The 25,393-nt window shown below is 69.9% G+C and carries 29 protein-coding genes and 2 pseudogenes; 18 read left to right on the forward strand and 13 right to left on the reverse strand.

Annotated features, from left to right (window positions below):
• Both ABD339_RS31460 and ABD339_RS31465 read left to right on the forward strand, forming a co-directional pair.
• The coding region (locus ABD339_RS31460) for an IPT/TIG domain-containing protein (RefSeq protein ID WP_344570578.1) at positions 1–635 on the forward strand (635 nt) is incomplete at its 5' end.
• Positions 636–1,694: 1,059 nt separating this feature from the next.
• The gene (locus ABD339_RS31465; RefSeq protein ID WP_344570579.1) at positions 1,695–2,573 is read left to right on the forward strand and encodes an IPT/TIG domain-containing protein; all 879 of its coding nucleotides are present in this window, start codon (positions 1,695–1,697) and stop codon (positions 2,571–2,573) included.
• Positions 2,574–2,624: 51 nt separating this feature from the next.
• On the opposite strand, the gene ABD339_RS31470 is transcribed toward ABD339_RS31465, so the two are convergent.
• Complete coding sequence (locus tag ABD339_RS31470) at positions 2,625–2,768, reverse strand: hypothetical protein (protein WP_344570580.1); 144 nt, start codon at positions 2,766–2,768, stop codon at positions 2,625–2,627.
• Positions 2,769–3,693: 925 nt separating this feature from the next.
• On the opposite strand from ABD339_RS31470, the gene ABD339_RS31475 reads away from it, so the two are divergent.
• Genes ABD339_RS31475 through ABD339_RS31485 form a run of 3 tightly spaced genes read left to right on the forward strand, consistent with a single transcriptional unit; the run spans position 3,694 to position 7,364 of the window.
• Positions 3,694–5,004: an acyltransferase family protein gene (locus ABD339_RS31475; protein ID WP_344570581.1), complete on the forward strand. Its 1,311-nt coding sequence runs from the start codon at positions 3,694–3,696 to the stop codon at positions 5,002–5,004.
• 21 nt (positions 5,005–5,025) lie between these two features.
• Entirely contained in the window at positions 5,026–6,084 is a 1,059-nt protein-coding gene (locus ABD339_RS31480; protein WP_344570582.1) for a class I SAM-dependent methyltransferase, read from the forward strand.
• A gap of 26 nt (positions 6,085–6,110) precedes the next feature.
• The gene (locus ABD339_RS31485; protein WP_344570583.1) at positions 6,111–7,364 is read left to right on the forward strand and encodes a glycosyltransferase; all 1,254 of its coding nucleotides are present in this window, start codon (positions 6,111–6,113) and stop codon (positions 7,362–7,364) included.
• An 81-nt stretch (positions 7,365–7,445) separates the two neighbouring features.
• Here ABD339_RS31485 and ABD339_RS31490 read toward each other — a convergent pair whose 3' ends face one another.
• Positions 7,446–7,646 (reverse strand): hypothetical protein, encoded by a 201-nt coding sequence (locus ABD339_RS31490; protein WP_344570584.1) that lies wholly within the window; start codon positions 7,644–7,646, stop codon positions 7,446–7,448.
• Between the two features lie 138 nt (positions 7,647–7,784).
• Between ABD339_RS31490 and ABD339_RS31495 the strand changes: the two genes are divergently transcribed.
• Both ABD339_RS31495 and ABD339_RS33935 read left to right on the forward strand, forming a co-directional pair.
• Positions 7,785–8,027, forward strand: a complete 243-nt coding sequence (locus ABD339_RS31495; RefSeq protein ID WP_344570585.1) for a hypothetical protein — start codon at positions 7,785–7,787, stop codon at positions 8,025–8,027.
• 78 nt (positions 8,028–8,105) lie between these two features.
• Positions 8,106–8,240, forward strand: a pseudogene (locus tag ABD339_RS33935) (hypothetical protein); the annotation flags it as partial.
• Positions 8,241–8,612: 372 nt separating this feature from the next.
• Here ABD339_RS33935 and ABD339_RS31500 read toward each other — a convergent pair.
• The 3 genes from ABD339_RS31500 to ABD339_RS31510 all read right to left on the reverse strand — a co-directional run bounded on the left by ABD339_RS31500 (position 8,613) and on the right by ABD339_RS31510 (position 11,820).
• Entirely contained in the window at positions 8,613–9,017 is a 405-nt protein-coding gene (locus ABD339_RS31500; RefSeq protein ID WP_344570586.1) for a DUF6009 family protein, read from the reverse strand.
• Positions 9,014–10,378 carry a DNA primase family protein gene (locus ABD339_RS31505; protein ID WP_344570606.1) on the reverse strand — a complete coding sequence of 455 codons (1,365 nt, stop codon included), beginning with the start codon at positions 10,376–10,378 and terminating at the stop codon, positions 9,014–9,016. Before ABD339_RS31505 ends, ABD339_RS31500 begins: the two co-directional genes overlap by 4 nt.
• Positions 10,379–10,518: 140 nt before the next feature.
• Positions 10,519–11,820 (reverse strand): bifunctional DNA primase/polymerase, encoded by a 1,302-nt coding sequence (locus tag ABD339_RS31510; protein ID WP_425576156.1) that lies wholly within the window; start codon positions 11,818–11,820, stop codon positions 10,519–10,521.
• A gap of 1,013 nt (positions 11,821–12,833) precedes the next feature.
• On the opposite strand from ABD339_RS31510, the gene ABD339_RS31515 reads away from it, so the two are divergent.
• Positions 12,834–13,097 carry a hypothetical protein gene (locus ABD339_RS31515; RefSeq protein ID WP_344570588.1) on the forward strand — a complete coding sequence of 88 codons (264 nt, stop codon included), beginning with the start codon at positions 12,834–12,836 and terminating at the stop codon, positions 13,095–13,097.
• A gap of 319 nt (positions 13,098–13,416) precedes the next feature.
• Here ABD339_RS31515 and ABD339_RS31520 read toward each other — a convergent pair whose 3' ends face one another.
• The 4 genes from ABD339_RS31520 to ABD339_RS31535 all read right to left on the reverse strand — a co-directional run bounded on the left by ABD339_RS31520 (position 13,417) and on the right by ABD339_RS31535 (position 16,291).
• Positions 13,417–13,857 (reverse strand): VOC family protein, encoded by a 441-nt coding sequence (locus tag ABD339_RS31520; RefSeq protein WP_344570589.1) that lies wholly within the window; start codon positions 13,855–13,857, stop codon positions 13,417–13,419.
• Between the two features lie 417 nt (positions 13,858–14,274).
• Positions 14,275–14,997: a cation efflux transmembrane domain-containing protein gene (locus ABD339_RS31525; RefSeq protein WP_344570590.1), complete on the reverse strand. Its 723-nt coding sequence runs from the start codon at positions 14,995–14,997 to the stop codon at positions 14,275–14,277.
• Positions 14,997–15,332: an ArsR/SmtB family transcription factor gene (locus ABD339_RS31530; RefSeq protein ID WP_344570591.1), complete on the reverse strand. Its 336-nt coding sequence runs from the start codon at positions 15,330–15,332 to the stop codon at positions 14,997–14,999. Before ABD339_RS31530 ends, ABD339_RS31525 begins: the two co-directional genes overlap by 1 nt.
• A gap of 101 nt (positions 15,333–15,433) precedes the next feature.
• Complete coding sequence (locus ABD339_RS31535; protein WP_344570592.1) at positions 15,434–16,291, reverse strand: recombinase family protein; 858 nt, start codon at positions 16,289–16,291, stop codon at positions 15,434–15,436.
• Positions 16,292–16,458: 167 nt separating this feature from the next.
• Here ABD339_RS31535 and ABD339_RS31540 point away from each other — a divergent pair, with 167 nt between their 5' ends.
• Positions 16,459–17,046: a hypothetical protein gene (locus tag ABD339_RS31540; RefSeq protein ID WP_344570593.1), complete on the forward strand. Its 588-nt coding sequence runs from the start codon at positions 16,459–16,461 to the stop codon at positions 17,044–17,046.
• Between the two features lie 3 nt (positions 17,047–17,049).
• Here ABD339_RS31540 and ABD339_RS31545 read toward each other — a convergent pair.
• Both ABD339_RS31545 and ABD339_RS31550 read right to left on the reverse strand, forming a co-directional pair.
• Positions 17,050–17,421: pseudogene (locus ABD339_RS31545) on the reverse strand (Tn3 family transposase); the annotation flags it as partial.
• A gap of 249 nt (positions 17,422–17,670) precedes the next feature.
• Positions 17,671–18,909 carry a SpoIIE family protein phosphatase gene (locus tag ABD339_RS31550; protein ID WP_344570594.1) on the reverse strand — a complete coding sequence of 413 codons (1,239 nt, stop codon included), beginning with the start codon at positions 18,907–18,909 and terminating at the stop codon, positions 17,671–17,673.
• 477 nt (positions 18,910–19,386) lie between these two features.
• Here ABD339_RS31550 and ABD339_RS31555 point away from each other — a divergent pair, with 477 nt between their 5' ends.
• Both ABD339_RS31555 and ABD339_RS31560 read left to right on the forward strand, forming a co-directional pair.
• Positions 19,387–19,527, forward strand: coding sequence for a hypothetical protein (locus ABD339_RS31555; protein ID WP_344570595.1), 141 nt, complete (start codon positions 19,387–19,389; stop codon positions 19,525–19,527).
• Between the two features lie 240 nt (positions 19,528–19,767).
• Positions 19,768–20,781: a hypothetical protein gene (locus tag ABD339_RS31560; protein WP_344570596.1), complete on the forward strand. Its 1,014-nt coding sequence runs from the start codon at positions 19,768–19,770 to the stop codon at positions 20,779–20,781.
• A 238-nt stretch (positions 20,782–21,019) separates the two neighbouring features.
• Here the strand turns inward: ABD339_RS31560 and ABD339_RS31565 are convergent, their stop codons facing one another.
• Positions 21,020–21,226 (reverse strand): hypothetical protein, encoded by a 207-nt coding sequence (locus ABD339_RS31565; protein WP_344570597.1) that lies wholly within the window; start codon positions 21,224–21,226, stop codon positions 21,020–21,022.
• A gap of 661 nt (positions 21,227–21,887) precedes the next feature.
• Between ABD339_RS31565 and ABD339_RS31570 the strand changes: the two genes are divergently transcribed.
• Positions 21,888–22,280 (forward strand): hypothetical protein, encoded by a 393-nt coding sequence (locus tag ABD339_RS31570; RefSeq protein ID WP_344570598.1) that lies wholly within the window; start codon positions 21,888–21,890, stop codon positions 22,278–22,280.
• Positions 22,281–22,352: 72 nt separating this feature from the next.
• A complete protein-coding gene (locus ABD339_RS31575) occupies positions 22,353–22,541 on the forward strand; it encodes a hypothetical protein (protein WP_344570599.1) in 189 nt (62 codons plus the stop codon).
• Between the two features lies 1 nt (position 22,542).
• On the opposite strand, the gene ABD339_RS31580 is transcribed toward ABD339_RS31575, so the two are convergent.
• Complete coding sequence (locus tag ABD339_RS31580) at positions 22,543–22,704, reverse strand: hypothetical protein (protein ID WP_199812944.1); 162 nt, start codon at positions 22,702–22,704, stop codon at positions 22,543–22,545.
• Positions 22,705–22,925: 221 nt separating this feature from the next.
• Between ABD339_RS31580 and ABD339_RS31585 the strand changes: the two genes are divergently transcribed.
• The 5 genes from ABD339_RS31585 (at position 22,926) to ABD339_RS31605 (ending at position 25,318) form a co-directional block, all read left to right on the forward strand.
• Positions 22,926–23,417 carry a hypothetical protein gene (locus ABD339_RS31585; RefSeq protein ID WP_344570600.1) on the forward strand — a complete coding sequence of 164 codons (492 nt, stop codon included), beginning with the start codon at positions 22,926–22,928 and terminating at the stop codon, positions 23,415–23,417.
• A gap of 47 nt (positions 23,418–23,464) precedes the next feature.
• Positions 23,465–23,818, forward strand: coding sequence for a hypothetical protein (locus ABD339_RS31590; RefSeq protein ID WP_344570601.1), 354 nt, complete (start codon positions 23,465–23,467; stop codon positions 23,816–23,818).
• An 80-nt stretch (positions 23,819–23,898) separates the two neighbouring features.
• Complete coding sequence (locus ABD339_RS31595; RefSeq protein ID WP_344570602.1) at positions 23,899–24,087, forward strand: hypothetical protein; 189 nt, start codon at positions 23,899–23,901, stop codon at positions 24,085–24,087.
• 444 nt (positions 24,088–24,531) lie between these two features.
• The gene (locus ABD339_RS31600) at positions 24,532–24,954 is read left to right on the forward strand and encodes an RRQRL motif-containing zinc-binding protein (protein ID WP_344570603.1); all 423 of its coding nucleotides are present in this window, start codon (positions 24,532–24,534) and stop codon (positions 24,952–24,954) included.
• A 157-nt stretch (positions 24,955–25,111) separates the two neighbouring features.
• Entirely contained in the window at positions 25,112–25,318 is a 207-nt protein-coding gene (locus ABD339_RS31605) for a hypothetical protein (RefSeq protein WP_344570604.1), read from the forward strand.
• Positions 25,319–25,393 lie beyond the last annotated feature (75 nt).

The following is a 25,393-nucleotide window of genomic DNA, read 5'->3' on the forward strand; positions in this document are numbered from 1 at the left end:
CCAACATCACGGTGGTCAGCGACAGCCAACTCACCGTCACGGCACCAGCGGGAGCGGCGCAGTCCGTCAACGTCACGGTCACCACGGCGGCGGGCACCAGCAATCCGCTGCCGTACTTCTACGTCGCGGCCCCGACCCTCACCGGCCTGAGCCCTGACATGGGCCCCAGCGGCGGCGGCAACACCGTCACCCTCTTCGGCACCGGCCTGACTCTCACCAGCGCGGTGCACTTCGGGGCCGGCTCGGCCACCGGCATCACGGTGGTCAGCGACAGCCAGCTCACGGCCACCGCCCCCGCCGGTACGGGAACCGTCCTGGTCACGGCCACCACGCCGGGCGGCACCAGCACGGTCGGGTTGGGCAACGCCTACTACACCTACGTCGACCTGCCGGTCATCGACTCCCTCAGCCCGACCGCGGGCTCGGCATCCGGCGGGGACAGCGTCCTGATCAAGGGAAGCAACCTGACGTACACCGATACCGTGCTCTTCGACGCCACTCCGGCGTCGTTCGCCGCTGTCTCCGACACCATGGTCGTTGCCACCGCGCCAGGCGGCAGCGTCGGCCCGGTCACTGTCACCGTCCACTCACCAGGCGGCACCAGCAACGGCGCCGCCTTCCAGTACCAGCCGTAGCTCTGCTGAGCGCCGGTCCGCCGGTCCCGTCCCGGAACCTCGGACCGGCGCATCGCCCTGCCAGATCCAAGTGGCGGGAAGCTGACGGGACTTCGCCGGGGCGTGACGAGCTGGTGCAGCGGGCGGTGCTGGACTCGCTGCCGGCGGAGGTGTCACGGAGGTGGGTGGATGGCCAGGCGTTGCTGCTGCGCCGCACAGCGATGCGCGGCGTTCGGCGACGAACGACCGGTTGTCGGTGGCCGCTTACTGGCCGGCGTCGGCCAGTGACCGGGAGGTGTGTCATGGCCGCAGGCCCGGCAGCAGATGGCGGCCATACTGCCCGCACGGCGCGGCGACCGGGCACCACCATGTGCCGACGCCCGTTCCGGCCACGATGACGTTGACCCGTTGAGCCCCCGGCAAGCCAGGCGGCACACCGTTGCCGACGGCGCTGCGGCGGCAGATCGCGGGCATCCTTGGGCTGGAGGTCCTGCTTCCGGCGGGCTGAACCCGGCATCGGCCGCTGGTCCAGGAACAATGCGGTCTCCCAGCGGCTTGCGCTCCGAGGCGGGGAGGATCCGGATCCGCCCTGCCCACGCCGCCTCGGCTCTGGCCGAGCTGTTCCTGCCGCACGTGTACTTGCCGTTCCTGAGCGCCACGCCGACCGACGTGGTTACCGGCCTTCCGGCGGCGAACCAGACCATCACCTTCACCGCAGGCCATTTCTCCCGGGGCCTCTGGGCCGGGCAGCCATGGCCGCCGCGGCAGGCCAGGAACGTGGCCGCTGGACACGTGAGAGAGGGAGTCGGAGTTGCCCGCTGGGCGAGTCACGTTGCCGAGGGGAACGGGGGCGGTTTGTGCCATGTGCGCCGGTCACCGGAAAATTGTGAGAAGGGCGCACGTGACGCCGCGCGGGTCACTACGCGCTCGGCATATCAGGTGAACAGATATTCTTTTCCTTGTTTCCACGGCGTGTTCGGAGATTAATATCTGAATGCTTCCCGGCCAGCGGGTCGCTCTTTCTCGGTGACGTCATTTTGTTGCGGACCGTTTGTGGCCGCAGCCACTGGTAGACGATGGATGGATGCCCCCGAGGTTGCGCATTCTGCCTCCATTCGTGTCGCCGATTGCGTTTTCTGCGGCTCGCGCTATATCCAAGGAGGGGCTGTGGCACCTGTCATCACCTCGATCAGCCCATCCCAGAGCCACCATGCCGTACCCATGCTCATCACTGGTACGGGGCTGTCGTCCACGAGCAGAGTAAATTTCGGGTCCCGATCAGTGACCCCGTCCAGCGTGACCGCCACCAGCGTCACCTGCATGATCCCAGAACTCCCTGCCGGCCAGTACAAAGTCTCGGTGACCACGGGACCTCTGACCAGCAACTACCTGCTTTTCTTCTACATCTCGCCGCCAGAGATCGAGGTCCTGAATCCCAGCGCCGGGCCTCTCACCGCCGCATCCTTGTCCATTTTCGGCCAGAACCTGACCACCACAAGGTCCGTGACCTTCGGAGACGTGGGAGACGCGACCGACATCATCATCCAATCGGACACCGTACTCGTGGCAGTCGCACCCGAGCATGCGCCCTTCGAACCTGGTGTATGCACAGACACCGTGGATGTCGTTGTAACGACGGCTGGTGGCACCAGCGTCCCTAATGGAGCAGACGGCCAGTACACCTACTACGGTGCCCCTGCGGTCACAAACATGCGGCCTTCCTCCGCGTCAGTCGGCTCAACATTCACCATCACCGGCACCTGCTTGACAGGGGCTACCGCGGTGACTTTCACGCCGACCGCGGGAGGTCCAACGGTCCAGGCAGACTACGTGGCCCGCTCCCCCGCTCAGATCAGCGCAATCGTCCCGCCCCACCTTTCTCAAAACACATACGACGTCCGGGTCACCACCCCTGGCGGACAGAGCCTCATCACCCCGGCTGGCGTGTTCACGGTCTGAGGGACACGTCAGCGAGCGTTGTTCCGCATCGCGTTCCGGGTGGACAGCGGATCACGCCGCATACGTGAACGGGGCCGGGGCGTTCCGAGTGAGGCGGCGCGGCGTGAGGGTTATCGCCACCCACGGGATGAGTGTTTCGGAGTGCTGGACGAGCCATCCGTAGTTCGCGTGCAGCGGCGGGCGTGCGTCATCCATGCCGGACTTTGCTCCCCGACCCCCTGGGGGCAGTACAAAGAACCCCGGGACGTCCTCGGAATGGCTGACCGTTGTCCTGCGCGACCGGAACACCGGCGGTCAGTCACCACCGACCGTGAGCCCAGCGCTCCCTGACGGCGAGTCAGCTCGAAAGATCCCCAGACCATGCCGTTGACCAGCAAAGAAAGCGAACCGCAACGGGACTGCTCGACCGTACGGGTGAAAAATGCGCCGCCACCCTATTCGCCGTCTTCGTCGTCGTACGGGTTCGGTTCGTTCCGCAGATGCCTGGGCGGCCCGGCCACCGAAACCGGTGGTAGCCGTCGGAGAGTCCGGGTCGCGCTTGGCGGCATCGTCGATCCGTTCAGCGGCTTCCCGGCCCGGGCGCCGGGTTCCACGGCCCCGGTGGGGTGCAGTGTTCGGCGCCGGTTCCATGCCGAACAGCGGGGAGTCTTCGCCCACGGCCAGGAACAGAGCGGCGGCTTCCCGAGGAGCTCATGCGACTCCCCTACCGGGAGCGCAGGGCGCGTCTGGAGGAGCTGTTCGCGCGCCGGGAGCTGGCGGCGCCGTGGACGCCGTGTCCCACCGACCCGGGCCAGGCGCAAGAGTAACTGTCGCCGGAGTGGGCCGCGGTCGGGGTGGAGGGTGCGTGGTCAAGCCCGGCGGCACCAGCAACCCGCTGTCGGAAAAACAGGCGAACCCCCGACGGAAACGCTAGGCCGTGCGGGTGATGAACGCGCCGCCGCTCTAGGCACGCGTCGGACCGCGGTGGGTCAATGGTCCCGTCCGCGCGAGAGGTCGCCCATTCCTGCGCACGGAGACCTGCCAAGTCCTGTCATCCGTTTCAGGCTACCTCCGCGCTCCCGTACGGCCATGTGCCGCGGGAGGCGGCCTCGCCTGGGCAGTTCTCTCCCGGAGGCCACAGATGGGCTCCTTCCTCATGCTGCCGCCCAAGACCGCCGCGCTGCTCGGCAGAGCCCTCGCCGGACTCCTTGAGCCGGTGCCACCGGCACACCATGGCGCGAGTGCCCGTCCGGCGCGGTTACCGTCCCTGACGGGCCTGCGATTCGCCGCCGCGGGAGGCGTCGTCTACACGCACAGCATGCTGCTGCTCAACCCTTACCTCGCGCTGTCCCTCGGCCCGGAGGTGTGGGTGGGCGCAGCTTCGGTGTCGCTCTTCTTCATCCTCAGCGGGTACGTGCTCACCCACTCCTCACGACCCTCCGACACGGCGCGCTCCTTCTGGCGGCGCCGGGCCGCGAAGATCCTCCCGAATCATGTCGTCACCTGGGCCGTGGTGGTGGCCGTGCTCGCGTGCGCCGGCGCGGCGTCCGCCCCGGCCGCGAGGGGGATCACCGCTCACCTGTCGAGTCTCTTCCTGGTGAACACGTGGGTGCCCAGCGACACCTTCGTGTCGGCCGGCAACCCGGTCTCGTGGTCCCTGGCCGCCGAGGGATTCTTCTATCTCCTCTTCCCTGTGCTGCGCCCCCTCGTCGAACGGCTTTCGCGACGGGGGCTGCTGGTCGGGGCCGGCATGGCCGTCGCGGCCGTATGGGCACTTCCGGTGCTCTGCGCGGCTGTCGTCAACCCGGGCGGCTCGTTCTTCCGTGACTACTGGTTCCTGTATGTGCTGCCGCTCAGCCGCCTCCCGGAGTTCGTCCTCGGCATGCTGGTGGCCCGGATGTCCCGGGAGGGGGTCCGGCTACCGCGCACCGGTGTCCTCCTTGCCGCGCTGGGTGTGGTGAGCACCCTCATCATGTACAGCTCCGTCCTGCCGCCCCGCTTCATGTACGCGGCCGCCACCGTGCTGCCCCTCGTCCTGCTCGTGCACGCTGTTGCCCAGCTGGATCTGCGGGAGAGACCCTCCCTGCTGCGGACGCGCCCGATCGTCTTTCTCGGCGAGATCTCCTACGCCGTATACCTCGTGCACTTCATGGTGCTGGGGCTGGTGTTCCTGGCCCTGACCGACCGCGGCTGGAGCCCGCCGACGTCCGTCCTGTGCGCTCTCCCGCTCGTGTTCGCCGCCTCCTGGGGGCTGTACGCCGGGGTCGAGAGGCCATGCGTGCGCCGCTGGTCCGTACGCCGGGTGCGCGGAGTAGCGGCTGACCCCAGGGCCCGCCCAGGGCCGGTGCCGCGAGCGGGAGCCCATGACGGCGTGGACGGACGGAACGCACCGGCCCGCGAGATGCCGCCCCGGCAGCAGCCGGGCCCACCGAGCACCACAACGGCCGAGTAGGTGGCTCAGAAGGAGAAATCGATGCGCGCTCAAGCCAAGCGGATCGCCACACGCAGGCCCCTCTACGCGCGGGAGCTGGAACGCGGACTGGAGACGTTCTTCGCACCTAGGCGCACCGCCTGCCCATGGTGCGCTTCCTGCCATCTGAGCGTGCATCTGCGCACCCGCGATCACGTGCAGGGCAAGCCGGGGACATTCGTCGTCGAGGGGTGCCTCGATTGCGGACACCTCTTCCAGAACCCGCGCCTGAGCGAAGAGGGCCTGCGTTTCTACTACCGCGACTGCTACGAGGGCCTCGGCGAGGCCACCATGGCCCGACTCGGCTCCTCGCCGCTGGCCAAACGGCTCTACCGCTCCAGGGCCCGTGCCCTCGTCCAGCTCACCCGACCCTCCCAGTGGCTGGACGTGGGCACCGGCCACGGCCATTTCTGCACCGAAGCCCGCAAGACCCACCCCGCCACGGCCTTCCACGGGCTCGACCGAGGCGAGGGAGTGGAACTCGCCCTCCTCAACGGACGTGTTGCCGAAGCCCACCAGGGTTCCTTCACCGACCTGGCCACCCCATTGGCCGGACGGTACGACGTGGTGAGCATGTTCCACTACCTGGAACACACGACGGCGCCCCGGCAGGAGCTGCAGGCCGCGCACACTGTCCTCCGGCCCGGCGGTCACCTCCTCATCGAGGTCCCCGATCCGCAGTCGTCCGCCGCCAAGATGCTCGGCAAGTGGTGGGGACCGTGGCTCCAGCCGCAGCACCTGCACCTCATCCCCCTGGACAACCTCTGCCAGTCACTGGCCCAGGAGGGTTTCACAGTGGTGGCCACCGACAGGCGCCGGCCGCACGTACCCACCGATCTGACATCGGCCGCAGCGAACATCCTCACAGCCGTCCTGCCCAGCGGCGACGCACCGTGGCTACCGCGGCGGCCGGGACCGCTCTCCCGATGGAGCCGCGCGCTGGCCCTGGCTGCCGCCGCGCCCGTGCTGCTCCTGCTGTTCGGACTCGACGCCCTGCTGGCACCGTTCGCGCGACGCACCCGCCTCTCCAACGCCTACCGGGTGATCGCACGCCGGGACTGACACGACCAAGAGGGGCCCTCGCACAGATGCGCATACTGATCGCCACAGCGGGTTCACGAGGAGACGTCGCCCCTTACACCGGCCTCGGGATACGTCTGTGTTCCGCCGGGCACGACGTCACGCTCGCCGCGGACCGGCGCTCGGCTGACCTGGTACGCCAAAGCGGCCTGGACTTCCACCCGCTTCCCATGGACCGCTTCGCCGCCGCAGCGGAGGCGGACCCCGCCCGGTCCGGCGGGAGACCCGGCGGTGCCCAGGGCCCCCTCTCGCCGGTCGAGCAGATGCGCCTGGCACGGGAGTTCGCGCCCCTGATGGCCGACGCCCTCGCCAGGGCCTGTGCCTCAAGAGCGGAGGCTCTGCTGGTGTCCGGCAGCCTGGCCCCCTTGGGACTCGTAGCGGCGGAGGGGCTGGGGCTGCCCTGCCTCGGGGTCTTCCTGCAGCCGCTGGCACCGACCCGGGAGTTCCCGCCGGTCATCGCAGGCATGCCGTCATGCGGTCCGGCCGGCAACCGGATCGCCGGACAGTGCGCCCAGGGGGTGCTGGCAGCAGCCTTCAAGCCGGGAGTGCGACACCTGCGGCGGATGCTGGGCGTGCGCAGCGCTGCCCTCAGGCGGCGCGGATCAGTCTGGCCCGTCTGCCACGGCTTCTCCCCGGCGGTCGTACCGCGCCCCGCCGACTGGCGGCAGGGCATGGACGTGGTGGGGTACTGGTGGCCGCCCGAGCCCCCCGGCTGGGAACCTCCGCCGCGGCTGCGGGACTTCCTGGCCTCGGGACCGCCGCCCGTGTACGTGGGCTTCGGCAGCATGTCACCCAGCGATCCGGACCGGCTCGGTCGCCTGATCGCGCACGCCCTGAAACTCGCCGGCGTCCGTGGTGTCGTCCACAGCGGGCGGGCCGGACTCCATGTCGAGGGTGACGACGTGCTGACGGTCGCGGAGGTGCCGCACACCTGGCTGTTCTCCCGCATGGCGGCCGTGGTCCACCATGCGGGGGCCGGGACGACGGGGGCCGGGCTCCGCGCTGGGGTCCCGCAGGTACCGGTCCCGGTCATGCTGGACCAGCCGTTCTGGGCGTCGCGCCTGGCCGCTCTCTCGGTCAGCCCGGGGGCGGTGCCGTTCCGGGGGCTGTCGGCCCCGATACTCGCCGAGGCCGTACGGAGCGCCGTGCGGGAGGACCAGTACGTTCGGCGGGCACGTCAGGTGTCGGCGGTGGTCCGCCGCGAGGACGGCGCCTGCCGCGTCGTGTCGGCGGTGGAGCGGTTGGCGGGCCACAGCGGTTGAGGCGTCAGCGCCTGGGCGGACACGCTCGCAGCGGGGCCGCCCTCTCAGTCCCACCCACCGAAGTACGCGGTTTCCACCGGTTCATACCGCTTCTGCCGACCCTGCGGCCTGCGACACCGGCTTCGTCCAGCCCGAGGTCTGCTTGAGCATGCGGAACGTGTGCTCGACCGGCTGCTGGGCGTGGGCAGTGCCGAGAGGCATCAGGGCCGCCTGGGCGGCGAGGAGGAGGACGGCGGGCAGCGCGTAACGCGCGCGAGCGCGAAGTCGGTGGCGTGGTGACATGGCCTGCCGCCTGGCGGCGGACGCCGGGGCAAGGCGGCGCCGTGCGTCCGACGTACCTCCTACGGGCGCCGTCTCCCCCCTTCGGCTGACGGCCTCGGGCACAGAGGCTGGACCGCCAACTCCTCGTTCGAGCACCACATGAACCTGACCTGCACGGATGCCGCGCAGCGCGCGTGGCACCGCACGGACGCCGCGCTCGCCTCCCCCGCCCCGGCCGACCCTTCTGCCCTGCGGCGCCGCTTGCTGCTGCTGTCCACCCGCATCTGGTGGCACCCGGCAGGGGACGCCCCCTCCTCGGTGGGCAGAGGGCCCGGGACAGCCGCGCTCCGCCGCCACGTCCGGGACGAGCGGTCACGAGGAGCGGTGGGATGGACCACCTGAGCGAGCGCCAGGCCGCGGTCCTGCGCTTCCTGCGCTTCCTGCGCGACCGGATCATCGAAACCGGGAACCGGGGACCCGCCCGCCCTCCGCCAGACCGCCGGCGCCGGCGGTCTGGCCAGCCGCTTCAGCGTCCACTGCCAACTCAGGCTGCTGGAGGGGCAGGGGCTGGTGACGCGCACCGGCTCCCGCAGCCGCGGCTACCGGCCCACCTGACTCTCCCGGCGGACGAATGCTACGGCGAAGCGACAGGTAGCTGAGTGTTTCACCCCGGGTCTGCCTGCACTGGTGCCTGCGATAAAAGGGGCAGCCGCGGGCTGCGGGACCTGCTGTTCGTTGGGCAGCGCCTCCCGGCGGAGCGGGAGGCGCTGCCTTCTGGTTCCTGCCGACCCTTCATCAGGGTTCTTCCGGCTGACAGCAGAGGGCAGTCCTCGTGGCTGTGGTGGAGCGGGCCGTCAATGGCGCGGAGCATCTCAGCGACTGAAGCGACTGACGTTCGGGTCGGGATGCGGGAAGTCGGGGGTCTCCTCCTCTTCGGTTCGGCGGCGGGCAGCGACCGGAGTGACTCAAGCTCACAGGATGCGGGTTTCAGACGCGGGGTAGCTCTATGCCCATTTCGCGCATGGCGTCGGAAGCGGGGCCGCCTTCGGAGCGTTCGGTCTTGTAGCCCTTGACGGTGGGCTTGAGGGTGCGGGGGTCGATGGCTTCGGAGGGGGCGCCGGTGGAGTAGAGGCCGGTGGGGTCCTGGTCCCGGTCGTGAGGGGCGAGCCAGAAGACGCGCCGGAGGTAGGTGCCCGAGGCGCGGGAGGGTTTCGCAGTCGGGGTAAGGGTGGCGTAGCCGATCAGGCGACCGTCGCGGTGGTAGGGGGGTTTGCGGCGACGGGAGGAGACCCGGTCGAGGGTCTGGCGGACGTAGTCGAGTTCGGTGGCGTCTTCGAGCCAGACGAGGGTCTCCTCGTGGGCGAGGTCCTCGGGGTCGATCAGCGCGCTCACGCGGTCTCCTCGTCGGTGATGTCGGCGATCAGGCCGATGCCCGGGTAGAACTTTTTCTGGTTCGAGGTGGCCATCTCCTTGGGGGAACGCATACCCAGTGTCTCCCGGACCCGTGCGGCGAAGGCGCGGCTGGAGACGGGGGTGGCGCCTTCGCTCTCGCACCAGCGGCAGTACGCGAGGTAGAGGTGTTTCTGTTCGGCGCGCAGATTCGGCTCGATCTTGCAGGTCTCGGAGAGGAATCGGCCCATGTGGTCTTCGGTCTCGGCGTAGGCGGTGGTGGCCACCCTCACGCGTTCAGGGCCGGCGAGGTCCTTTTCGCCGGCGAGGTAGCGGCGGGCGCCGTCGATGAGCCAGGCGAGGATGCCGGGGCCTTCCTCGCGGACGAGGATGTCGGCGAGGTTATCGATCTTGCGTTCGTCGGGGATGATCCGTTCGAAGGGGATCAGGCGCATGCGGCGCCAGAAGGCGTAGCCGCCGGTGCCGACCTCGGGTCGGTGGTTGCCCAGCAGGAAGAGCTTGTGGGTGGGGGTGAAGGAGAAGAAGTCCTGCCGCATGCGGCGGGCCTTGAGCTGGTCGCCGCCGGTCAGCAGCTTGACCCGGGATTCGTCGAAGCGGTCGCCGGACTTCAGCTCGCTGCACACGATGACGCGGCGGCCGTGGAGTTCTGCCAGGTCGGTGGGGTGGGACTCGAACGGCTTGGCCATCAGGAAGCCGGGAGGGGCGGCGTCTGCGTAGTCGCCGAGCAGCTTGACGATGACGTCCAGGAGCACGGACTTGCCGTTCTTGCCCATGCCGTAGAGGAAAGCGAGGATCTGCGCGCCGACGTCGCCGGTGATGGAGTAGCCCAGCAGCAGGTGCAGGTAGCGGATCATCTGGCGGCCCTCGGCGTCCTGGCCGAAGGTGTCGGTCAAGAAGCGGTCCCAGCGGGGCGTGGGCATGTGCTGGGGTGCGGTGGAGGTGCTGCGGGAGTGGAAGTCGACCTCGGGGTCGGGCGATGTAAGGCCCCCGGTGTTCAGGTCGACGACGCCGCCGGGGGTGCACAGCTTGTAGGGATCGGCGTCCAGGAGAGAGGCGTCCAGGAGCATGCCTCGGGCTGAGCGGGCCTGTTGGAGCACGGCCTTGATGCCGGAGGTGGACATCGCGCGTCGGCGTTCGCGGCGCATCTCGGCGTCGGTGTAGGTGCCGGTGGGGTCGGTGGTAGCCAGAGTCTCGGCCATGTCGCCGGCCGCCCACACCACGGTCTCGTGCTCGTCGGGCTCCCAACGGGCGCCGGACCACTTGTACCAGCCCAGGCCGTTGACGTGGCGGAATTCGCGCGAGTAGAGGTGGGCGAAGGTCTTGGCCAGGCCGCGGTCGGTCATGGAGTCCGGGAGCAGGCCGGTATCTGTGGTCTCGAACGGCGGCGCCGGCCGCGCTCGTCCGGCAGGGATCTGGGCCGGAAGGGACGCGGAGGGCTGTTGGAGGATCTGGCGTGCCACCGCGGCCGGGTCGAATGCTGCGGTCACGAGCGGACTCCCGGATACATGGGGCGCTGGGCTCCGGCGGCAAGGCCGGAGCGGATGATCTGCTGGGCACGTTTGTGCTGGCGCGGGCGGGCGTAGTCGGCTGCGGCCTGGAGGGTCTGCTCGGCAGTGTGCTGGTCCAGGTGCCCGGCGGCGACCATGCCACCGATCGTGTAGGCGGCTCGGTTGAGCTTCTCGGAAAAGCCCATGTTCTCGGCTGCTACCGCGCATCCGGTGACGTCCGTCAGCACGGTCTCCATGGCTTTGGCCACGGCATCACGGTTGCCTTCCGTCCGTGCGGCGCCTTCCCGGGGGCGGGGCTTAGGTCCTCCGGCTGCCGGGGGGCGGTGTTGCGCGTGGTCGATGCGGACGGTGTGCGAGGCGGTGTGGCCGGTACGGATCAATTCCCTGGCCAGCCAGGGGGGCAGGGGGGCTGGTGCGGCAGTACCGAGCCGGCTGTAGGTGCCTTCGTTGGTGATGGTGCCGGGGGCGACGACATAACCGCCGTGGGCCCGGACATCCACCTGCCAGCACAGGGCCCGCGTTGTGCCCGACCCGGTCGAGCACTGGAAGTCGGGTGATGCGGGGGCCTGGTACCAGACGTGCAGCCCGCCGGAAGGAGTGCGTACCCGCATCGTGGTCTCGTCCTCCGCGGGGTCCGTAGCCCCGCGGAGGGCGGCCAGGACAGCAAGGGTGTGGAAGCCGTTGGCCAGACCCGTGAGGTCCACGTGGTCGTGGATGGGGATCCCGGGCCAGAGCCGGTCCCGTTCGGGGAGTGTCTTGGTGCGGGCGTCGATGTCGATGACGACCAATTGAGCGGGGCCGCAGGACACCCCGACACCGCTCGCCGGTCTCGTCGCCCAGCGAGCGGTGATACGGGCGGTGTCGGTGGTGGCGGCATGGAAGCCGTGGCACCAGCCGCCCGTGCGGAGGCACGGGCAGGAGGCCGGGGTGTGCGTCCCGTCCTGGCAGGCGGGACAGTTGCGCGCGGGAGATTTCCTGCCGGGGGCGAGCGGGTGGACAGGCCACCGTGCTGTCGCGCATTCCAGGGCGACAGCAAGCATGTCTCGCGCGGCAGTTGCAGAGATGACGGTCCCCTCGGCCCAGCTACTGAGCCCACTCGATCGGGTCGCTTGAGTCGCTGGAACGAAAGTGCAGGTCAGCGTGCGCTCACTTCCCTGACAGCGACTGAAGCGACTCAAGTTCAGAACAAGGTGGCCACACCTTAGCGAATATCCCGCAGGGGGGCGGAGACAGGGCTCGGCGTGGCGACCCGGCCCCGCGCGGGGGGACGCGGACATGTCTTCAGTCGCTGTCTCGGAGGGCGAGGAGTCCTCTCGCCTCGGGTGGCGTCTTCGGTCGCTGCTTCGGTCGCTGCTTCGGTCGCTGTACAAAACACCAGCTCACAGCCCCTGCGACAGCAAAAAAGCGACTGAAGCGACTCAAGTTTTAGACTATGACGACATTCACGGGTGCGCGTGCGTGTCATAGATGCAGACCTTCAGTCGCTTCAGTCGCTGTATACAAGAAACCTGCAGGCCAGCGCCCTCCCGAGGAAAAATCTCCCCAGCAACTGAACACCTACAGTCGCTTTTCCCTCATCCTTGAGTCGCTCCCCAGCCTTTGCGTACGCGGGGGAGGTTCGTCGAGCCAAGGATCTGCCCGTGGGCGAGGGGAGTCACGCGGAGCGTGACAGGTCAACGAGTTGCGGAAGAGGAGTCAGGTGAACGCGAAGGATCACGGCTCGGAGACGCTGCCGCGCTCTCTGCAGGGTGACGCCCGTACCCGCCAGCTCCTGCTGGCGGGGCAAAGGGGGCGGTCCGTCAGACCCAGCCGGTCGTGGTGTCCGTCGCCGGGCAGCCCGGCAGGGGAAGAGCTGGCTGCCGTCTGCCCCAGGGTGTCTTGAACCTGAACCTGAACCTGGCCCACGTGGCCGGCGTGACCACCGGCCGAAGCAGCCCTGGAGACCGCCCTCGCCTTCCACCACGCCGTTCGCGGCGACAGCCCAGGGCTGGAGGCCACATTCGTCCGCCTGCGCACCCTCACCGGCAGCGGCGACTCGGACGCCAGGCACAGCAGCGGCCCGGGCTCCGGGCGGACAGCGGCCGGTATGTGCAAGGTGGCGGCTCCTGGCTTCCAGTCGGTCATCAGGGCGGGGTCGCGCACCGTGTGGTGCCAGTACGGGGCGGGCGTGCCCAGCAGCTGCTCCAGGTATCTCCAGGTGGTCCCGTAGTTTTCAGCGGGCCCGGCGTCTACGGCCTCCAGGTCGGCCCGTGGCGAAGGGAGTAGTCCGCTGAGTGATCTGATCCCGGCCGTGGTCCGCAAGCTCCCCGGCTTCGAGTTGGCTGCCCCCACTCAGGTACCGATGGTCACCGGCGTCCTCATGGCCGCAGTCATGGGCATGGACACCGTGGCCTGGCGCGACCAGTTCGGGGCGATCCCCCCGCAAGAGGCACTGGTACACACCTTCGTGCTCTGGTTGCTCGCCGACCTCTTCGACTCTGTGGTCGAACAGCCTGGCGCCACCGATCAGCTCATGCGGGAGACCTTCGAGTCCCTGGCCGCCGAACGTGGTTGATACCCGGACACAGCGACGCCGCAGCGACGGAGAGGGCCCGGGAGCGCCGCACGGCTACCGCGGAATGAGTGCTGTAGCCGAGAGGCGTTCGGACGCGGCGGCGTGCGCGCGCCGGACCCGGGCGACGAGCACGCGAGCGTCGGCGCCGGAGGTCGTCCATCGCCTCGCACAGCCCGTCGGTGACGGCGCGGGCCTGCACGGCGTCCAGCGGGGCCGCGCCGGTTCAGTGACGCGTCCTGGTCCGGGTTGTGCTCGCCCATGACTCCACCGTCCTGCAAGTCGGCATGTAAACGGAGGGGCTGAACGCCTCTTTCCCTGCTCAGTGCAGTTGCTCGGCCAGTCCGACGATGATGCCCTCCGGGCCGCGGAGGTAGCAGAGCAGATAGCTGTCCTCGAACCGGGCGATCTCGCCGACGAGTTCGGCGCCGTGAGGGCGCAGGCGGGCAACGGTGTCCTCGATGTCGTCGACGGCGAACATGACGCGGTGCGTGCCCAGAATGTTGTGCGGCCGGTCGCGCGGCCCGGCGCTGATCGCTGCGGGGCTGCGGTACTTCGACAGCTCAAGCCGGCTGTGACCGTCCGGGGTCCGGACCATCGCGATGTCACAGCGGACGCCGTGGAGTCCGGTGCACTGGTCGGCGACGAGGCCCTCGACCTCCGCCCTGCCCTCCAGCTCCATACCGAGTTCCACGAAGAACGCGATGGCGGCATCCATGTCCTCGACGACGATGCCGACGTTGTCCATCCGCTGAATCGCCATGCTGGTTTCTCCTTCTTCCTCGTGCGGCCGGTGGTGGCCGCTGATGCCCCTGGGACGGAGCCGGTGGCACGTTCTCGACATCCGCAGACCGCCGAACTCCGAAAAATCTGGATCATGCCTCAGCACTGCTTCGCTGGTGACGCCGATGCCGGCGGCACGGGCGTGCCGTCCCAGGGACACCTCCGGGCCGGTGCACACTCGCGGCACCCGTTTATCCCCCGTGCTGCACCCTGGTGGCCGTGTGCCTGCTCTGTCCCCGCCGATCGCTCCCATGCTCGCCCGTCCGATCGAGGACCTTCCCCGCCGACCTGGCCTTTGGTACGAGGCCGAGTGGGACGGCATCTAAGCCGTGATCCTGGACAGCAGAGGGCCCCGGCCACATGACGGCCGGGGCCCTTTGGGTGTGCAGGTGTCGGTTCAACCGCAGCAGTCGCAGCCGGGGCGGCATCCGCACGCGTCCGTCTCGACGTCGACGGTCGGGACCGCCGCGGCGGCGGGTGCCGCGCAGCAGCCTTTGCCCTGCCAGGCGTCGCGGCCTTCCTTGACCGCGATGGCGGCGATGACCAGGGCGGCGATCGGGTCGGCCCAAGACCAGCCGAGGGTGGCATTGAGGACCAGGCCGAGAAGGAGGACGGCAGAGAGGTACGTGCAGAGCAGGGTCTGCTTGGAGTCGGCGACTGCGCTGGCGGAGCCCAGTTCGCGGCCGGCCTTGCGCTGGGCGGCGGACAGGAACGGCATGACCGCGAGGGAGAGGGCGGCGATGACGATGCCGGGGATGGAGCGTTCGGCCTCGCCAGTGCCGGCCAGCGCGCGGACGGCATCGACGGTGACGTACGCGGCGAGCGCGAAGAACGACACCGCGATGATCCGCAGCGTGCGCTTCTCCCGCGCCTCGCGCACCGTGTGGTCGCGGGCGGAGAACTGCCAGGCGACCGCGGCGGCGGAGGAGACCTCGATGACCGAGTCCAGGCCGAAGCCGATCAGCGCGGTGGAAGAGGCGATCGTTCCGGCGGTGATGGCGACGACGGCCTCGATGACGTTGTAGGTGATGGTGGCCGCGACCAGCAGCCGTATGCGCTTGGCGAGCGCGTCACGGCGGGCCGGGGCCGGGCCTGTGCCGATGGATATCCCGGCGGACATCAGCAGCAGCCCTTCTCGTCCGCGTCGACACAGTTCTTGTCGGCCTCGACCGCCACGACAGCGGTGCGCAGGTCGTCCAGCGCGTGACCGAGGCGGTCGTCGGCGAGCTCGTAGCGGGTGCGGCGGCCCACCGGCACCGCGACGACCAGGCCGCAGTCGCGCAGGCACGCCAGGTGGTTCGACAGCCGGGTCCGGGAGATGTCCAGGGTGTCGGCGAGGTCGGCGGGGTGGGCCGGGGCCTGGCGCAGGGCGAGGAGGATCCGGCAGCGAATCGGGTCGGCGAGGGCGCGGCCGAACCGCGCCAGCACCTCGATGTCAGCAGCGAGAGTCAGCACACCAACGACAGTACACGGAATCATGAATTCAGAAAACCTTGCATCCACGGATCATGGTGCACGGCCGTGGGTGGCGGTACGCCCGCTGGCGCCAAGGGCGCTCACGGGGTCTGGCTCCCCGTCTCCGCGTTCGGGCGGGGCTGGGCCTGGAGGCGTTCACGGAGGTCGAGTTCCTCGGAGGTGAGCGGGTCCTCCGGCCGGCGAAGGCGGACGGGCTTGGGCCGCAGCGGCAGGCTGTCGTCCGCCGTGGCGTTCTCGGCCTCGGCGAGGGCCCTGTAGAGCGAGGCGACCGACGGGGACATGCCCGCGTTCCTCCCCGTCTTGATGATCAGCTTTACGCGATCTCCGGGACGGGCAGGCCCTTGTCCTTGAGTGCGACGGCGAGGTGAGCATGTCGTCGTCGATGACCTTCGGCCGTCCGCCGTGGTTGCCTTTGGCCGCCGCGGTGACCTGGCCTTCGAGGGTCTTCTCCCGGATGTAGTTGCGCTCGATCTGCCGGCGACCGCGAGCACGGCGAAGAACATGGCGCCCATACCGTTGGGGTCGTAGATGCCGGTGAGCGGGCCGGTGAGGAGTTCGAGCTGGATGCCGCCGGCCTGGAGCTCGGCGGACAGCGTCATCAGTTCGGCCGCGTTCCTGGCCGGACGCTTCAGCTCGTGCACCGTGAAGATGACCGGCGTCTCCGGCGCGGCCTCCTTGAACTGGTGGGCCAGCGCGAGCGCCTTCTCCAGCTCGGGCCGGACCTTGACGCGGGTGCTGATCTGCTCCTTGAAATCCTTGTGGCACTGGGCTCGGTGGAGGGCTTCGAGCTGGCTCGCCAGTTCAAGGCGGGCGGTCGATGTGCGGGCGTACCCGATCCGGATCGGCCGCTCACCGACGGCGCGAGGGAAGCATTCATCGACATCGACATGGCCGACCCCGATATTCGCGGCAAGACACTCCATCGGAACGAGGAGCATGGAAAATTCCTCCCGAAAGACGACTCCGGATTGGATCCGGAGCAGGAGTGACCGGCACCGTCCCGAAAGCAGTGATGGATCGCCTGTGCGGTGCCGGGGACAGGTCCGTCATGCGGGTGACGTGGGACGGTGTCGCGCCCGGGATGCCCGGTGACACACCGTGGCTCGTGTCTGGAGTCGAGAGGGATGCGAAGTATTGCGGTGACCGCCTGGTGTACGCACCGCTGGAGAGCAAGTGGTCCCGCTGCCACGCTCGCCACTGCGGGTGCGGTCAGGACTGGCTCACCGCGCACGCCATCCCGGCCGGGTTCGCCGTCCTCCCCCGGGGCAACACCGGCTACTACGCGCTCGTCGGCCCCGGCCTGACCGAGGGCGTGGACGAGTCGGCGCTGACGACGAACGCGCTGTGGGAGGCGGTGACCGGCAAACCGGGCACCCAGACCTGGCACGAGTCCGTGCACGTCACCTGCCGCAGCCCGGAAGCCGAGGCGGCCCGCAAGGCGGAGAACGAGCGGATCTACGCCCCTCGCCGTGAGCGGGCCGCGAAGACGGAGCCGGCCACGGCCGCGCAAGTGAAATACCTGACCACGCTGGCGGAGAAGGTCGGCAAGGAGCGGTTCGACGCCGAGTTCGCCAAGGTGATCAAGGGCCGCGACATCGCCCCGCGCGCTCCCCGGCAGCGTTGCGCGACGGCCGCGAAGCGGCTGACCAAGGCGAGGGCACGCAAGCTCATCAGCGCCCTGGTCGGCTCCTGACGCTCAGCCCGGCCCGCCGTCGCCGTCGTCATCGGCGGTGTGCGGGTCGCGTAGCTGCCGCAGCCCCGGCGCGGCCGGCCGGGTGAAGGCGTAGCGGCCGAGGAAGTTGATGTGGTCGTACTGGAGCGGCGAGAGCCGGGCGAGCAGGTCGTCGGTCACGGGGAAGCCGTCGGCGGCGAGCTGCTTGACGGCGGCGTCCATGTAGAGGCTGTTGAACAGCACCACGGCGTTCAGGGCCAGGCCGAGGGCGCCGAGCTGGTCCTCCATACCTTCGCGGTAGTGCTGGCGCAGTTCACCGCGCTGCCCGAAGAAGATCTTCCGGGCGAGGCTGTGGCGGGCCTCGGTGACGTTGAGCTGGGCGCCGATCATGCGCCGGCGCCACGATCTGGGATGGCGGCGAAGAAGTCCACGGAGTACTGGCTGTGCGGGAGCTCGGGGCTTGGCAGGAGGGGGTGATGCGCGACTTCGAAGCGCCGTACTGGGAGAGGCACACCAATACCGCGCCTGCACCTGTCGGATTCAGCCCCCATGAACGGGATGCCCAGAGACGGCCTTGGCAGCTGACGGCCCGCGGGAAGACAGGCTTCCAGGAAGATGCGAGGTCCGAGAGCGCTCGCCGACTGTTCACGGCTGCTGCTTCGGGCGGCCGGCAGAGGCTTGCCGAGTGTCCGCGCCGGAGCTGACATGTCGCTGGGTCTCTTGGGGACCGTGCCAGTCCAGGCACATCACCGTGGCGTCGTCTTCGAGCCGGCCGCCGGCCGCCTCCCGCACGGCGGACGTCAGCACCAGTGTGGTCTCGCGCGGGTGCAGATCCCGGGTGCGCTTCAGCAGAGCCATCAGGTCGACTTCCTCCGCATGGCGTTCGAGCATGCCGTCGGTGAGCATGAGGAGACGGTCACCGGGACGCAGGTCAATGTCCTGGGCCCGGTAGGGGTGGGGCGTGATGTCGGACATCCCGAAAGGGTGGTCCACCTCGCAGGGGATCACGGTCACCGTGTCGTTCCGCATGCGCAGAGGCCAGGGGTGGCCGGCGTTGACGAGCTGGGCCTGCCCCGTGTGCAGGTTGACGCGCAGCAGCTGCCCGGTGGCGTGACCGTGGCCGTGGGCGGCCAGCGCCTGGTCGGCACGGTGAGCCTGATCGGTCAGGCTGGCCCCCGCGCGGCGGGCACCGCGCAGAGCGCCCACCAGGAGCGTGGCGGCCAGGGCGGCGTCCGTGTCGTGTCCCATGGGGTCGGTCACCGACAGGTGGAGGGTGTCCCGGTCCAAGGCGTAGTCAAAGGTGTCCCCGCTGAGGGCTTCGGAGGGCTCCAGGTTCCCGCACAGAGCGAACTGCGCAGCCTCGCACGAGAGCGACGGGGGCAGGAGCTGATACTGGATTTCCGCTGCCAGAGTGGGGGGCCTGGAGCGTTTGCCCCAGGTGTAGAAGTCGGTGAAGCGCCCATTCGCGATCACGATGTAGGCCAGGACATGGGCGGCTTCCCCGACCGCGGTGAGAATGTCCTCCCCGGAGTCGGCCGGCACGAAGAGTTCCAGCAGCCCGATCGCGTCCCCGCGGTTGGTGACCGGAACGATCAGCCGCTGCCCCTGCCCGACCGCCTCCTGATACAGCCGCTGGGTACGGATCACCTCCTCGTAGACACTGCCGAACAAGGGGATCCGCTCCGTCCCTTGCCTGCCCCCCGCGGCGGCAGCGAAGGACAGCCGCGCCACCGCCTTCCCCGTGAGATCCACAATGAGGAAAGAGACCTCCGAGGCCCTGAAACGCCGTCGCAGATACTCGGCGACCACGTCGACGGCATCCACCGGCGCCGCCGTCTCCGCCGCCGTCAGCAACTGCGGGAGTTCGCTGTGCCCACTACTCACGGCAACGGTTTCCTTTCACCGGCCCCTCCTACCCGTTCGGGGACCCTATGGGGAGCGTCAATCGTTGGCAGCCACGGTGGGTCAAGTGCCCAGCTGTGCGTCAGCAATGATGAATCAGACTCGATCCCAACGGCGGGCTCGGTCTGCACGGCGCTCCGAGCGGGAAGCCTGGCGGCCGTCATGTCGCTGGGCAGGCGTGGCTGCGGTGCCCACAGCACCATGTCTCTCAACGAGCCCATGCCTCATGAGACACGTCGAAGTCTGGAGAACCGGACCCATCACCCTGCCCGGCACCGTGCTCCTCGGCCGGTGGGACCAGGACGGCTGCCTGCGCCTGGTCGCCCGCAGTACACCGCTCCCCCGCGCGCTGCGCCAGCAGATCGGCGGCGTCCTGGGCACGGCCGCTCCAGACCACCCCTGGCGGGGGTCACCTTCTCCGCGGGCTGGGGCACGCGCGAGGCGCTGGAGCACCGGTGCGTGCGGCCCGCGGCTGTCGTGGAGTCCGAGGGCGACGCGGCCTGGGACAGCGGCCGGTGGCGGCATCCGGTGCGGATCGGGCGTCTCCGTCCCGACCTGTCCCCCGACGAACTTCCCGGTGCTGAATTCGATGTGCGCTGAGCCTGTTCAGCCAGAGGTTATGCGGCGGAGCGGACGTCGGTTCGGCGTTGCCCGGTTCGGCCACTTCGTATGACGATCCGGCCAATCTCGCCCTACTCGGGCAGATTCCTCCCCCCACTTCGGAACACTACGCAGCGCAACCGCCTTGTTACGCGAGCCTGTTGGAGGGTGTCTTGGCGCGCAGGGACGATGTCGTCACGCTGCTGATCGACACGAAGAACGAGATGAAGAAGTCGGTCGATGACCTGGATGGCCGCGTGGGCGAGCTGGAGGGATCTACGGGCGACGTTCACCCGCGAGATCACCACCTTGCGGGACAGCGGCCTGGCCGACCTGAAGTCGTCCCAGCAAGAGACGCGCGCCAGTGCGAACAGCGCGGGCAAACGGGCTGGTGACGCGGTCACCGCAGTGGCCGAACTACGGCGGGACGTCGACCAGTTGCGCAGCGGGCTGGAGGGCCTTCGTCTGGACGTCGGGGAGGTACTCGCCCTCCTCCGGACCGCGACACCGGCGCCTGCCGGCGGGCCGGCCGACAGGGCAGCAGGCGTTGTTGAGGAGGAGCACGGTCTCCTCCCGCAGCAGCGGCAGCTGATGGAGGAGCCGGCGCCGACATCCTTCCCCTCGGGCGCTGGCGCGGAGGCGGGCAACGCTCTGGACGATCAGGAACCGGCGGATAATGCCGCTCCGGATCCGCGGGAGGACGCCCCGAAGGCAGGTGAGGAACCGGCTGCTGCCGCGCTGTCCGAACCCGGCCGCGCCGACGAACATGAAGAGCAGCAGGAGCGAGCCGCCCTCCAGGCGGCGCGGACAGCCGGCACCGAGGAACCAGCGCCCAGCGAGGTGAAGGAACCGGCCGCCCTGAGTGAGGCTGGGCGGATCTGGGCGATCATGCGGGCCGGGCGGGTCGCGTCGGCCACGCTGGTCTGCCACCGGGACACCTGGGAGTTCGTGGCGTCCCTGGCCGGCTCCCACCCGCACTTCCGTGCCCCGGCTCTTGAAGAACGCGAGGCCGGGCTGGTGGCCGCCGTGCTCTCCGGCCGGTCCCTCGTCGCGGTACTCCTGGCCCTCTACCGCTCGGCGAAGCCCCCGCACGGAGCGGACGACAGCGACGAGACGCTGGCCGCCTATGCCGACTGGGCGATGGCCTCTGAGGTCTACCAGGCCACGGCCGAGGTGCTCGCCCACGCGGCACACGCCGAGGGAGAGCCGGTGGTGGTGACTATCGACAGCCGTCTGCCCGCCACCCGGCCGTAGTCCTCCGCTACGCTCCGGGGCCTGTTGGCGCCGCGCCTTCACCCTGACGACCGGCCGCTCCGGCGCGCGCCTTCGTTTCGGTCGGGGCGCGTCTCGACGCCGAGACGCGCCCCGACCGAGAGCGTGGTTCTCTCCATGGCCGCGTGCCGACCGCCTGTCAGGGCCCTGGGTGAAAACTGGCCGCAGCACAGCTCCGCCTCGGTGTCCTCTGTGGCGTGCTTGAGCGATACCCCCGCCCTTACTCCTGCGGCTGGTTCGGGGGCCATGCTTTGAGCAGGTGCCGCTCGCCGTCGTCGGTCACTTCGACGAGTTCCAGGACGTGCGAGTCGCCGCCGTAGAGCCTGAGCTGCTCGCGGTGCTTGCGCAGCGCCGTGTCCTTGTCCTCCCACACGCCGGTCACCGCCGGGCCGCCGGTCTCGAAGCGGAGAAGCACCTCGAAGTGCACGTCCTGACCCTCCTCCGGCTCGGGGCGGCGGGGCTGATCGCGCGCGCGAGGCCGCCGCAGACCCCCGGATCCGGGCCGGGTTGGAGATGTGCGACCAGTGCGATCCACAGCCCGCACTTGCCTGACCAGCGGTCCGGCCGGAGAGTCCTTCGCGCCGGCGTTGTCCGGTCGGCGTTCCCCGGGGAAGCTACGTCAGGTGCTGTCGGTCCTCGCGTACAAAGCCAGCTGTGCCCCGACGGTCGCTCGATCACTGCCGAGGAATCGTGGTCCTCTCGTCCTCCGCGCCACGAACCCGAGCGAGCAGACGGTCGATGGCGGGGCGAAGGGGCGTCGGTTGCGGGGTGGACGCTCGATGCCCACAGGCTGGCCGCCATCCCGCTGAATACCCTCGGCAAGGTGCCCGAGATCCTCCTGGTGGAGCTGTCCATTGACAAAGAGGTAGGCCGCGCAGTCCACCTCGCGCACTTTCCGGGCTTGTCGCCGCCGCCGACCCGGGGCCGACCGGTCCACCTCCGCGCGGGCGGAGAGCACTTCCCCACGCCAGCGGGCTGAAGACTGGAGATCGGACCACCTCCGCGCGGGCGGAGAGCACAAACGCCTACGACGTACCGACCATCCCGCCCGCTACTCCCGCCAGGAGGGCTCCGCGATCGAGCGGGCCATGCGCGGCGAGGCCGACCCGGAGAACGGCGTCAGCACGGGCGGCGTCGCCGTCATCGTCCTCGACAACGGCCGCGCCGTCCTCATGCGGTCGCTGTACGCGGACTTCGACACCGACCTCTCCGAGCTGTTCCCCGACGAGGTCAACCGGCTCACCGACCACGAGACCAGCGAGCTGGAGAAGCGCGGCCTGTGGTTCGACTGGAACGAGCCCCCGCGCCCCGGCGAGTTCTGGCCCGAGCCCGACGAGGACGACGAGGGCGAGGGCCGGCCCCGCCGCCGCGGCAGCGGCGGCAAGGGCGACGCCGGGCGCCAGAGCGGCGGTCGCCGCTCCGAGCAGGTCGCCTCTCCTCGCCAGGCGCTGGAGGCCATCAAGAGCCTCACCGACGCCTGATCACACCCACCCGGGGCCGGCCGCCCGAACGCGGCCGGCCCCACCCGACCCCCGCGAAGGAGCACCACCGCCATGGCCCTCTCCATCTCCGCCGCCGTGCTGCTGGGCATCATCGTCCTCGTCCTGGTCAAAGGCGGCTCCGTCCGCGTCGGCTCCGCGCTGGCCTGCACGCTGTTCGGCTTCACCCTCGCCGCGACCGGCCTGGCCCCGGCCATCAACAGCGGCCTCGCCTCACTCGCCGGACTGATCTCCAGCTTCTGACCTACGCCTCGGTCCACGGTGGGTCGGGCGTGTAGTTGAGCCCGTCGCAAAAACGGCAGTCCCACTCCGAGGGCACCTCCCACTTGTCGACCCAGAAGCCGACCTGCTTGCCCACGAAGAAGTTCTCCCCGCCGCACCACCCGCACTCGAAGACGAACTCCACCCCAGCCCCTTCCCCGCACCTGTTGGTCCGAGGATGCCCGGGGCGCGTGTGCGGTGACTACCCCAACGCCAGAGCCCAACTCCCTTGCTACGCAACGCCGAAGGACGCCGCCGGATTCGCCATCCGGCGGCGCCCTTCGCCGTCGCGAGCCCCTCCCCCACGCGCCCTACAGGCCACCACGGCAAGGAGCGCGACCCCCTTCGCGTGATCGGAGAAGACCGATGGACCCCCTCGACACCCAGTACGGCATGCCCGAGTCCGAGGCCGCAGCCGACGCCCGCCGCCTGATCGACGACTGGGCGAGCAACCCCGTACGCCATCACCCCACCTCATTCCGCGACGACACCGAGCCGCCGGCCTTCGGCACCACCCCGCCCGAGCCGCAGCCCGACCGGCGGATCGTCCCGGCCTGGGCAGCGGGGCTCGCGGTGGCCTCCATCGGCGTGGGCGCCGGGATCACCGGCATCGGCTGCGGTGCCTGGCTCGTGCTCCAGGGGCTCGCCTCCGTCACGTTGAACGGCGTCCTCATGGCCACCCTGCCGGTCGCGGGTCTGGCCATGGCCGCCACCGCCATTGGCGGCGCGATCAGCAAGGCCCGCTCCGCCGTCACCAAGAACGTCTACGAGGGCCTGGTCACCCACCACACCGAGATCCACAACAACAGCACCACGCGCGGGGCGTTCTTCGCCCGCACCCGCAACGAGATCCGCTGACCAGCCCCGCCCGCTCACCGATCCCTCGACGAAGGAGCAGCTGCACCATGTCCCACAACGACGTGAACGACCAGGCCCACCCCAACAGCATCCTCGACCAGCTCGAACCGCCCCCGGACCGCAAGAACAAGCAGCGCCTCGCGAAGCTGCGCACCGCGTGGAAGGAGTCCTGGCACAAGGGCGGCTTCCTCCACCGGCGATGGGAGGAGGTCTTCCAGGCCCGGCACGCCGGCTGGCACGAGATCGCCACCTGGATCAAGGCGGCGGCACGGTTCGGCGGGCTCAGCATCATCTTGATGGTGGTCGACGCCGCCATCGACATCGTCTCCACCACCCTCAAGGGCCTCTCCGCCGCCTCGGCCACCGGCGCCGGTGACGGCAGCGGCTGTGGGGCACGGTAGACCACCCCATCCGCGCCTTCCTCGCCGACCAGGGCGCGCACCTGGCCGTCGCCCCGGCCGCTCTGTACGCGTTTTGGCAGATGACCGGACTGGTCGGCCTGGTCGGCGGGTTCCTCGGCAACCCCGGCGCCCGCATCGCCTGGCTGCTGTTCGGGATCGGCAGCCTCGCCATGATCTGGTCCGCCGCCCCGGCCGGGGGCCGCGCCGCCGCCACCGGGCTCGCCGCCCTCATGTGGGCCCTGGCCAGCATCTTCGCGCTGCGGGCCTGACACTGCGGCCCATCGTCCACAACCACCCGCCGCAGTACCAGTTCAGCCCAGCCCTCCACCTGCACGCCACGATCCCCGCCCCGACCCGGGGGGACGACGACTTCGGCGACGAACCCGGCAACGTCCGCCCACTCCAGCGCTGAACCACGCACTCTCCTCGACTGCCGGCATGGCACACCCACCCCACGCCGCCTGCTCAGCGCCCGCACCTTCCGCTGACCTGACGCTCTGCCTGGCCCTCGCCACCCCGCCCCGCGGGAGGGCGAGGACCGGACAGGCCGCCCGGCCGCCTCGCACCGCGCCCTCCGACGAACAACCGGGGCCCGGTGCTTGCTGTCCACCAACATCTGGAGAACTGCTCGTGCTCATCCCCCGCCCGCGCCGCCGGATCGGCCGGCCCCGCCCGCACCGCCCCGACCGGCTGCCCGGCGCCTGGAGCAGGTGATGCCGCGCCCGAGGAAGAAGCGCCGCCGCCGCGAGGTGACCCGGGTGCCGCGCGGCGACGCAGGACTGCCCGAGTACGACCGCAGCACGGTGCCCGAAGGCTTGGTCACCCGCAGGCAGTTACGGGAGTTGGGCCTGAGCCCCGGCGGCAACGAGGGCCCGGTCGCGATCCTGCGGTGCAAGCTGTGCGCCACGCGCCCGCAGTGGTCGTGCACCCGCCCCACCCGCGGCTTCCTGCTCCGCGTCGACCTGGCGGCGCCCAAGCGGGTGCCGACGCTCGCTCAGGAGTGGGCCCTCGATCAGGCGATGGCGGCTCGGCAGACCTGGGCCAGTGCCGGAGGCGGTTCTACATCTGCCTCTCGAAGAAACTCGGCTGCTGCTTGGAGTGCTTCGACGGAACGCCCGTCGACCCCAGCAGCCTGATGACCCTCCCGGCCCCGGCCGTTCACCGGCTGGCCGCGTGAGCAGCCCCGTCCCGACCGCAGAGGCCGGGACGGGGGCCCGCACAACTGGGCGGCCGCAGCACCGGCAAAGGCCGGCCGCCCGCTCCTTCACCCATCGAGATCAGGAGAACCCCAGCATGACGCATCGTCCCGCCGTCTTCGCCGCCCTGCTCGGACTCACCCGCGCCGGGAGCGCGATCGGAGACTTCTGGGTCCAGTCCGACTTCTGCGCCCGCGCGAAGGGTGGCTCCGACGACCACCCGGTCACCTACGTCGACCCGGCCACCGAGGATGACGGTGGCCGTGACAAAGTCCAGATGTGCGGCCAGCCGAGTCCAGGCTGATGGCCACCGGAATTCCAGGTGGATGGCCGTCTGACCAGTGGTGTTCCTGATCACTTCCTTAACTGGAGGAGACCC

Origin of the sequence: Streptomyces axinellae, assembly GCF_039532135.1 — a bacterium.
In the GTDB taxonomy this organism is placed as follows: Bacteria; Actinomycetota; Actinomycetes; order Streptomycetales; family Streptomycetaceae; genus Streptomyces; species Streptomyces axinellae.